The 10574-nt window shown below is 36.0% G+C and carries 5 protein-coding genes; all 5 read right to left on the reverse strand.

Annotated elements, in window-relative coordinates; genetic code table 11:
- Positions 1 to 3: 3 nt before the first annotated feature.
- A complete protein-coding gene (locus ACJJIV_RS06460) occupies positions 4 to 2211 on the reverse strand; it encodes a glycosyltransferase family 2 protein (protein WP_444891166.1) in 2208 nt (735 codons plus the stop codon).
- A 70-nt stretch (positions 2212 to 2281) separates the two neighbouring features.
- Positions 2282 to 3589 (reverse strand): alginate O-acetyltransferase AlgX-related protein, encoded by a 1308-nt coding sequence (locus tag ACJJIV_RS06465; RefSeq protein WP_444891167.1) that lies wholly within the window; start codon positions 3587 to 3589, stop codon positions 2282 to 2284.
- A gap of 108 nt (positions 3590 to 3697) precedes the next feature.
- Entirely contained in the window at positions 3698 to 6661 is a 2964-nt protein-coding gene (locus ACJJIV_RS06470; RefSeq protein ID WP_444891168.1) for a glycosyltransferase, read from the reverse strand.
- A 13-nt stretch (positions 6662 to 6674) separates the two neighbouring features.
- On the reverse strand, positions 6675 to 8513 hold the full coding sequence (locus ACJJIV_RS06475) for a coiled-coil domain-containing protein (RefSeq protein ID WP_444891169.1): 1839 nt from the start codon (positions 8511 to 8513) through the stop codon (positions 6675 to 6677).
- Between the two features lie 127 nt (positions 8514 to 8640).
- Positions 8641 to 10230 carry a heparinase II/III family protein gene (locus tag ACJJIV_RS06480; protein ID WP_444891170.1) on the reverse strand — a complete coding sequence of 530 codons (1590 nt, stop codon included), beginning with the start codon at positions 10228 to 10230 and terminating at the stop codon, positions 8641 to 8643.
- Positions 10231 to 10574: the final 344 nt, after the last annotated feature.

Here is a 10574-nt window from a genome sequence, read left to right on the forward strand (position 1 = left end):
TTATTATCGAAACATTGGTGCTTTAATATCTTCATTTAAACCGAGAGAGAAATCCTCTCTTTTATGAGTAAGAAATGGGCTATAGTAAGGATCTATACCTGAATGAGTTCTCCATCGATTTTTTAAACATGTAGCTTCTCGTTCAAATCTTGCACGTTTTTCTGGTGTGTTATCAAGGCCACGGCTAATAGATTCATGATGATACATTTCTGCAAAAGGTGTCCAAAGATTACGAAAACCGGCTTTTTGGACCTTCAGGCATAAATCCACATCATTAAAGGCTACTTCAAAATTTTTCTCATCCAACCCTCCAACTTTCTCATAGGTTTCTTTTCGTAGTAATAAACAAGCAGCTGTTACTGCAGAAAAATTTTGGGTGCAAATTAATCGGTTCATATAGCCCATCACACTTTTTTTAAAAAATTTATGCGCATGACCTGCCAGCCCACCAAGTCCAATTACAACCCCAGCATGTTGAATTCGATTATCACTATAATACAGCTTTGCCCCGACACAGCCTATATTTGGACGGCTTGCATGAGCAACCATTTCCTCTAGCCAATTCGATGAAATAACTTCTATGTCGTTATTAATCAAACCAATAATTTTTCCATGGGCATGTTTCACCCCGAAATTGTTAATAGCTGAATAATTAAATGGTTGGTCATATTTTATAACTCTCACTTTATTAAAGTTTTTTATGTATTCTAGGTACTCTATCGTCTTTGGGTCTTTACTTTGGTTATCTAGAATTAATATTTCATAATTTTCATATGAAGTCTTTTTGAGAATACTTTCTACACATTGTTTTAGTATCGGTAACATATCCCGAGTAGGAATTAGAAGGGAAACCAACGGATTTTCATTCAGAATCGGCCAACGTACATACAGTGCACCTTGATCTTTTTCATATTCAACTTCAACATTCCTTTGCCCTTTATCATTAAAATATCGTTTCAGAATTTTTTTTGAACTTTCCAGGTAAAGATCTTTATTAAAATCACTAAACCTATGGAAGAGAATTCTTGGTATATGAAAAATAGAATCATTGGGTTTCTTTATTTTTTTCAGTATTTGAAGAAGTAAGTTATAATCCCAGGCCATCTCATTCTTCAAGTTACTGAATGAAGAGGCTTCTAATAGTCCAGGAGCAAAAACAACAAATTCACCTATATAATTTATTGAATAGAATAAATCTGGATTCCACGCTGACTTGAAGTTCGGTGAAGACCTTCGGCTAGCACTATTAAGCATGTCTTCATCAGAATAAATGATTTTCGCTTTTGGTTTCTTACGTAAAATGTATTCAAAACAAGAAAGGGCTTTATTAGCAAGGACCGCCCTAGGGGGGCACATGAGATAGTAGGTATCTTTATTTAAAATTTTTTCAATCGATTGTCTATAATTAACTCTATCAATCAATCTGATTTTTTCATTATAACCAATTAGAGACTTAATCTTAGAGATTATCTTTCTATCTAGAACTTCCATTGGGATAATGAATAGGTTCCAGTTCTTATATTTTTGAGATATTATAGAGTATACAGTTCTTTTAATGCTATCTAAATTACTAGACTGGTCAACTGGCATCAAAATGGTAAAGCTAACTTCAGTTAAACCGTCTAGTTTAGGCCAAAGGTCTGGTTCAACTTTTTTTATCCACTCTCTATAAGAAACTCGGACACCATTAGGATTGAAAGTGGAATCATAATATGCCCATCGATAAGTTAATCTTGATGGAACTGAAAGTGACCTGCAAGATAGCCGGGCTCGCATTCGATTGCGTGCGAATAACATAGAAACACGAACTAGTGTTAATCTCTTAATTACAAAATTACATTTATTTTGTGCCGGAGAAAACGATATATTTTCTTCTCCTCTGGCTAACCAAATCAATCGTTTTGCCATACGTCCATTTCGTACGGATAAATTCAGCTGTTTAGATTTCCGCCCTGATTGATGATGAATTGTGAAAAAGGTTTCAAGATAGCTTGTATCTGATTCGATCAAAACTTCAACCATATACCAGCCTCTTTCAAGTCTATTCTTCTCTATAGTAAACAGAGGCCGATTTGATATTGATTTCCCAACAATACAACCATTTTTATTTGTCTCAGTTAATATATCCTGAGAAGGGCGAAGTAATGGGCGTAAATCCAATCTTGTTAAATGGGGAATATTATTGGTTAGGCGCTTAGCTACTTTATACATCTTTATGAGCCCCATTTATATATTTCATTTTCTTAGTAAAATTAAAAATCTATTTTAAATTGTTTTATTTTCATTGTCTGCCTTTAAGGCATATATTTTGTGCAGAGAAATATATAATTAAAGGGTAAGAATATTTTAATTGAGTATCTTTAGAGCATTTTTCTATCCATTGATCCTGATTTACTATTATTTCTTCTCGTTCTTTATCATTTAATCCAGCCCATTTTTTTTCAATTTCATCTTCCAGCCGATAGCCAACTATTGGTGCTCTAATAACAAAGCGGCCATTAGTCTGCGCCAGTAGATAATTTGGACGTACCTGATTGAGTATAGTAACATCTATATTTCCAGCGGAATGAACAAAGATTACTTCATAAAAAATTCTAGAAACATAATCCAGCATTGTATAACTAGATGAAGATCCAAAAATCAAACACTTGGCAGAAACCAAGGCATCTTTATTTTGAGTAATCAGGACCCGCCCCATATTAGGTAAATGGTTATCATAATGAACCCATTGACGATATGAAATACCACTAGGTATCAACTCGCGAGCAGTCCGCCTCGGAAATATTTTATTTCCTAAATCTCCCGCCCTAACAGCCTCTCTAAATTTATCACCTGAAAATAGACTCGAGACTGCTTCGGTATCCAAACCTAAAACTTCTAAAGCAGCTAATAAACCACATTGTGCACCTTTGTGTGTCCAGTGGGTATCACATACACGAAAAACTCTATCCTTTGATGCTTGCATTCTCTTCACAGGATGCACAACATTATGCTTTTTATCTGCCAATTTCTCCACTTGCTCTACGGGAGTCATTGAACCTTTTCGATGAGGATAATAGTCTGACATCACCATTTCTTTACTTGGTGCTATCAATACTGAATGAGCAGAGAGATATTCCTCCGCTAACTTACTTAAAGAATCCAAATAATCATACCAAGCCCGCTTTTCACGCCAATCTAATAATAATTTTCCAGTAAATTGTTCGACACTCTGATTGGTATCATTATCAAGAAAGAGCCAACCATCAAGCCCTTCAATAATCTTTAAACTCCCCTCTATGATAATTTGCATTGTGTCATAGTCACATTTATTATTTTCAAAACCAAAAAAGCAAGTATCACTATTTAACGGTATTGCTGAACGAAATCCACAATATAATCGTGGATGTCCCTTTGACTCTTCATTTAAAACTCTTCTTATGACATCTGGCCTTGATAGATTTATCTTTAAATAATATTTCTTTGAATTCAATCTTATATAAGGTCTAACTGTAGCGCCTTCTTTAGCCAGAACCCAACCTTGGAAAATTAAACCACTTCCCAAAAGAGTTTCAGCATCATAGGTCTGTTCACGACGCGGATAATCCATACACCACCGGAAGACTTCCGGGCAATTATTCGAGAGTGGTATTATTGAAATTTGATACATATTTTAGTTTTTAACAACGCTTTACTAACTCTAAAAAACCAATACTAATTATTCTCGTATAAGTTCGTGATCTGTTATTAATGCTAGCGCTCTTTTGAGTTGACGAAGCATAACAGCCTCACAGAAATGCTGTTCCACTCTCTGCCTACCTCTCTTCCCCATACGTAAGCGTAATTCTCTATTTACTACTAATTTATTAATTCTATCTGCTACTTCATCAATATTGCCAAAAGGCACCAAAAATCCGGTGTCATTATCTCGAACAAGCTCAGGTATAGCCCCACGATGATAGGCAACTACAGGAAGTTCAGAAGCCATAGCTTCCAATACCGTTCGACCAAATGACTCATGAAAGTGGGAAAGATTGACCACAATATCAGCCTGGGCCAAGGCCTTTTGCGGGCTGGTAGCATAACCAACGAATTTAAGATTCTTAGTAATTAGTCCCCGATTTTGACTGACTTGTAAGTCTTTAATATAATCATTCTCTGGACCTATTAATATACAGACAGCAGGAATAGCTTTATTTTCAAGTCTCCTTGCCAAATCTACAAAATCTGATAAACCTTTCTTGGGTAAATTACTACTGATTAATACTACCCGAACAGTCCTCTCATTCGAACTGTCTGCCTCAATAGATAACTTGTATTGATTTGTATTTACAATATTCGGTACTACTACCGTATTAACTGCGCCCAGTTCACTCTTAACAGCTTCCGAGTTTACTAACACTATATCAGCTAGTGACTTAACATGAGAGATGATATTCAATGCATCAGTTTCTAATAATTTACAAAGAGCTATATCATGTTGTGGTAATTCACGTACATGGACTAAGGTTGGTACCTTCTGAGCTCTTGCCGCTAATAGAGGCTCATTAAGTACAAGTGTATTGGTATAGACTGCCTTGATATTGAATCGAGTTATCAGTGCCTCAAATTGTCTTAAGGTGACATGGTTTGCTGGCCGGTCAAATTTCCACCAGCCATAAGGGAGAATTACCACTCGCCAAGCATAATCCCTAATTTGTCCAACATAAAAATTATTGAGAGCACTTGGTAGCGCTACAATAAGATTAACATTCAATTTGTTTAAAGTAGACAACACATCTAAGAAGCTTCTTTCTGCCCCATACAACAACTCACCAGCTTGATGGGCACACAGAAGTATATTCAAAGACTTCGGTCGATATTCTTGTTTCCCTGAAATCTCTGGTAGAGGCTCAAATTGACTTTCAATACCTATTGTCAAATAGTGATAAAGTGCTGGTATATTATCTTTACCAGACTCCATATATTTGTATCTATAACCAGATTCACTAAAATCTGGACCTGGATCCCTTCCCTCTGAAGCACCGACGGTCCAATAATGCTCGAATAAGTCTTCGGATAAATTCTGCAAATCTGGGTACATTTCTAAGTACCATGATTGATTGAAACGTCCTGATTGCTGCACGATATCCATAGGATTTGGCTTCAATACTTTGTTCACATTAAGACATAAAGCCTTAGGTGCTAAAAATGGACGGTGCTTTGGACTTGACGGCAAATAAAGATCTCCCATCTCCATAGCTTCTGAGTGCCAACGCCTTGCAGCATCTTCATAATCCTTACGAAGCCCAACAAAACGTGTGCTAACGTGTGTTTCACTATTTTGACTCAGGGAGTTGTTTGTAATGCGGCCAAAACTAAGTGGTATATTTGGTAACACTTCAACTAAAGCTTCCTCACCAAAAACCTTTAGTAACCTATAGTAATATTCAGTATCAGCATTTACAGACACTCTGTCCCAATAGCCGATAGTATCTATTACCGAGCGACGTACCATCAATGAAGAAATATTGCGATGTACCCAACTCTCATCTGGAAACCAACGAGAAAAATATAGATTGTTGTTAGCGCGCACCCAATGTGAAATAGAACCTTGTGCATTTTCTGATTGAAGTAAAGCTTTGGCCTGTATTTCTATCTTTTGAGGATGAGACCAGTCATCACTGTCGTGAGTGGTTATCAAGTCGCCTGTCGCACTCTCCAAAGCAGTATTACGAGCACCATAAGAACCTTGATTCTTTTGATGACGAATTAGATGAAGCTCAAACCCAGGACGAAAATGACTACATCTTAAATACGAATTTAGTATTCGCCAAGTCCCATCCGTACTCGCATCGTCAACGATTATAACCTCTAGATTACGCCAAGTTTGATTACATAGTGATGTTAACGCTGTAATCAATGTATCCTCAGAGTTGTAAGTAGGTACAATAACCGAAACTTTCGGATCAGACTCCCCACCTACAATAGTAATCGGTAAAGTAGGAGTTATGGTATCCAAGCCTAATAGACCGTCACCAGTATTGGTCAAACTACACAACTCGTATCGAGTAAGAAAACTATTGATCAATTCCAGGCGCTGATAATTAAGCTGACTACTTGACCGAGTACCATCTAATTGACTTAGTAAATTAGATTTGGCTAGATTCAAATCAACGCACTCACCAAAACGCTGGGCTAATATGTCAAGCTCATTTTGAGCAATATCCAAATGTCCACATCGAAGTGCAGCCTCCAACATAAGTAAGTTTGGACCAGCATGAGCTGGATAGGAAAGTCCTTTCTCATGAAAACGCAGTAAAATATTTAACACTTTCTGCCAGTCATTTTTTACTGCGTACCAACGGGAGGTAACCCATGCTGCATAGTGACGCTCTAGCTTAGTGGCATCCGGTGTATCTATAAGGCGAATCAGCCTTGGTAATAAGAGTTTATTCCCCCCGCGCCACAGGTGATATTCCCAAGCAAGAGCGCGATTATTATATGGTAATCTACCTTCAAATTGTCCATGATTAATATAGTGTAAAAGAGGATCTATTCCCGAAGCAGCAACATCAGTATAGGTCTTTAAATACCACTCAGGATCAAAGTTCTCTATGTCTGGTACAGTATCCTTAACATTAGTAAAATTTTTTTTGCGCCTATTCTTATACCAATGAAAAAGATGCATCAATCTCAACATTTTTTTAATCCATTCAATAGGGTAGGGGCTCGCGCCCTTCCTTTCGACCCATGGATATATAATGTAATAATGGGTTACAGCCACTATCTTTAACGTCTAAATTAGTATCCAAGTACCATTGACTATCAAATCCAGGTCCAGGATTACGCCCCTCAAATGCACCATGTTTTAGGTAATGTAAGGCTGGATCTCTTGCTGCATCTTCATTACATGCTACATCAGGATAATTTCTTAGGTACCATTCTTCATTAAAAAAACCTGATTTGATGATTTTTTGTAATTCTTTTCTTTGCCTATGTTTTTGTTTTAAACCTTTACCCAAAATCTTGGCTACTGAAAAGGTACGTTCATTGAATGTGAAATTATTAGTTAATATAGCCTTACCATCAGGATCTAAATTTTTTTTACGTAGTTCTTTAATTTGAAGTTCTTTTTCTTCAAGTAGGCTTGTCAACAAAGACAACTCTCTAAACCTTTCATCAACAGAATTTTTTTCTTCTAAAAGATCATCTCTCAGAGATTGAATTTGCGCCTGGAGTAATTTCTTCTCTTGGTTTAGGTTATCACGTTCATTTTTAACAAGCTTTAAATCCTGTTCAATTTCCTTATATCTAGAATTAAGTTCTGTGTTTACTTTATCTGAATCATGGTTAGCTTTCCTCATCTGTTCTAAATTGGACTCATGGGTTTTTAACTGTGATTCAAGGCTAGTAATATTTTTTTCTAATTTATGAACACTTTCTGCAGACTTAAGATGTCTGTCTTTTTGCAACTCTTGCTGTTCAGTTTGCTGTTTCCTCATCTTCTCAAGTAACTGTGTGAGGGTGGCCAGCTCCTCAAAACGTACTTTAAGGGCAATATCTTTTTCAACGAGCTCCTTGTCTTTTTGTCGTATCTGCGAGTTCAAATTATTTTTCTCAATCTCCAGATTTTTAAAATTTTGTTCAACCTCTAACTCTCGCTGTTTTATACGTTGGCTAAAATCAGTAAGCTCCTTCCTTTGTAAATTAAGCTCAGCGTTAGCACCTGCATACTCTGCACTCAACTTTTTTAATTTATCTTTTTTAGATAAAAGATTTATCTCTAGGGACTTTACTTTTTGTTGATATTTTTTCGCCTGCAGTACATCAATATAGGTTTGCCCTAATCTCGCGAAGTTATCGCGAACAACTTGCCAGGAAGAGTTATTCTCGTCACGATCAAATAAATTTATCAGTGTCGAACTTATCTCATCTCCTATAGAGATAACACCCAGCCCTTCCCCATGGTAGAAAGAAAAATTGGTATATTCCTCTTTTAACAACTCAAAAATCCGGAAAGTCTCACACCCTGGATTCCTTTTAGAGATTCCTGGCACCAGTACAATACTTCGTGGGGACAATTTAGATTTCCAGTGTGCTACTGTACTCTCAAGATTATGTTCATCCGTTGGGATAAAAAGTAGCAAGTCAATACTGCCATCTGAAAATTGACTTGCAACATCAGACATTGAACTTTCAAGAATATATGAGAATGTATTATAATATTGGCTATTGTAATCTTGACATTCGTAATTTAAGCCATCAGATTTTTCATTCTGTACATCGATACTCAAATAGCAACTAGCCTTTAGGCGAAGGTGTTTTATCGCTTGACAGAGTGCGAAGTGTGCCACATCTGAGGTGGCCCCTAAAGAAACTGCCTTCCGTGGCTGATGTGCCTCAATCAGCCAAAACAAAAAAGGTAAATGCTCTAACCACTCTGAAGGTCGAAGATAATCAGGTCGCCAAAAAATTGAACTCTGGGCTAGAGAGTTGATAGCTGGCTTTTTAGCCAAGTTTTTTGATATTTTTTTTTGCTTTTTAATCGACATCTGAAATTTCTCAAATTATATTTAGGTAAAAGCACAGCATTAAATATTGCTAAAAATACACTTCAACTCTACTCAAATATTTTTTGCCATAAAATTGATTTTATATAAAATAATTCTACTTTTTGAACTACTCGATTTTCAATCTAACTTCTAGACTTTTATCCAAACCACCAAGCAACACTCTATTGCATTTGGAAAATTGGCCATATTTTTTGGAGAAAATTGAGTTGGTACTCAATTCATTTGAAGACCAACCATGCATTATCCTTTTTGACTTCGACTGGTCAGAGCTAATAACCAGTCTGAAATTAGAAAATTCAATCTTGACTCCCTTGTTTGATAAAGTTATATCACGATCACCAATGATCCAGTTAGAGGATAAATCTTGGTCATCGCATTCATCCCTCACAATCAATAACCCGTTATTTAGGTTGGAGTAATCAATTTCCCTCATAACCTTAATACCATATCCATAGCTTATACCACTCAGCACTTTTTTATTTGTCTCATGGATTAACTTCGGAAGTAAAGACAACTTTGACCTTTCTCGGATGAATGGACGATTAATGACTGGCATTGTGTGAGCATGAACGGATCTTAGGTATTTTCTTTTAGGGTTTTTTTCATCATGTAAACCAAGTCCACCATCACCTAAAAGTGTCTCACCATCTACATTAAGATAAATCATCAGATCATCATCATGACGATGGTAATTAGAGTCATGGCAGCATTTAAATATCAGGGTAAACGAATGCTTCTTTTTGATTTTACCCTTAACTATTAGGTAACCTGAAGAAGAATAGTCGTAGACTCTATATCCCTCTTCAGGAATTTCATCATCAACCAGCCCTTTGTCCTCACTTCGAGTATCTCCAATTATCGGGAGATAACCATTAGGTAAGGTTATTGCTTTAAGAAAGGACTCTGCCTTCGCTATGTAGTGCTCCCCTAATTTCGTTACTTTATCTTCTCCAAACACTGATAGCGAAGTTAGCTGCCTTAATCTTCCGAGCATTGCTTTCTGATAGCCAGGGCTATTCTCTTTATGAACACCCTCAACAGTGAAAGCAAAAGTCACCTCATTTTCTAAACGCTCACGATTAATCCTACGATAGGGTTCAAAATCATCATGTGTGAACATTAAGCTTACTGTTAGTCCAATCATAGCCTGATCAAATCCATGATTGGTATGAATGGAGTAATTCTTATCATCTTGCAACCAGTCAAGATGCTCAAAAACTAGATCTTCTAACCAATTCACTTTAACATCAGCACCAACTGGTAACTCTGCAACTTGACAAAATATAAACCAGTTAACTAAGTTTTTAAGTCGAAAAGCCGATGCATGATCGTGCCAAACTAATGGAGAATCTTTGTTGTCTTTCCCATTGTTTATCCAACATAAAATTGCTTTAAGACATAAAGAAAAATATTCTAATCTTTCCTCTTTGGTTTGTACCTTATAACTATTAATATACCAATTCAGAAATGGTAATGCCTGCAATTGCCACCACCAATTGCGGTCACATTTAACACTGTTCCAGTCGAAATTTAAAACATCTAGATCCACATCAGAAAAACTATTGGCTTCATATTTTCTTTCCGAAAATAATTTCTTCAGCTTGTTGTAGTCCGTCTGATTCCTGCTAAATATATTTTTATCAATATATAGTTTTGTTTCTGAAGCAATACCCATTTTCAGATTATTGATAGACATCTTGCTGCAAACTCTTTCTTTCAATTGTCTCTAGAATTTATATTTAACGCACAACCTTAATCATAAGGAATATTAATTAAACAACCTTAATAACAAAAAAATCTTCCTATTATATTTTTATTCAAAACCTGATGTACCTAATACTAGTGCGTCATATATTAGTCACCCCTAGAAATTATTAAAGACTTAAATCTTGATGGCGATTAAATATATTTTTAAATATACCATCCTTAAATATCTCAAGGGAGTGATGAACTAAAACTTTAAAATTTTATCAAATATTTTTTTAATTTTAGTGGTGGGTTGTTACACTCACCACTAAAATTTAAGAGCAATCAGTTATT

The sequence above is a fragment of the Microbulbifer mixtoriginis (SeqCode) genome (genome assembly GCF_052466765.1).

What these genes read in the sequence shown, in the direction of transcription:
- ACJJIV_RS06460 (WP_444891166.1), bottom strand. Translation starts at nt 2,211, where the DNA reads ATGTATAAAGTAGCTAAGCGCCTAACCAATAATATTCCCCATTTAACA.
- ACJJIV_RS06465 (WP_444891167.1), bottom strand. Translation starts at nt 3,589, where the DNA reads ATGGATTATCCGCGTCGTGAACAGACCTATGATGCTGAAACTCTTTTG.
- ACJJIV_RS06470 (WP_444891168.1), bottom strand. Translation starts at nt 6,661, where the DNA reads ATGTTGAGATTGATGCATCTTTTTCATTGGTATAAGAATAGGCGCAAA.
- ACJJIV_RS06475 (WP_444891169.1), bottom strand. Translation starts at nt 8,513, where the DNA reads ATGTCGATTAAAAAGCAAAAAAAAATATCAAAAAACTTGGCTAAAAAG.
- ACJJIV_RS06480 (WP_444891170.1), bottom strand. Translation starts at nt 10,230, where the DNA reads ATGTCTATCAATAATCTGAAAATGGGTATTGCTTCAGAAACAAAACTA.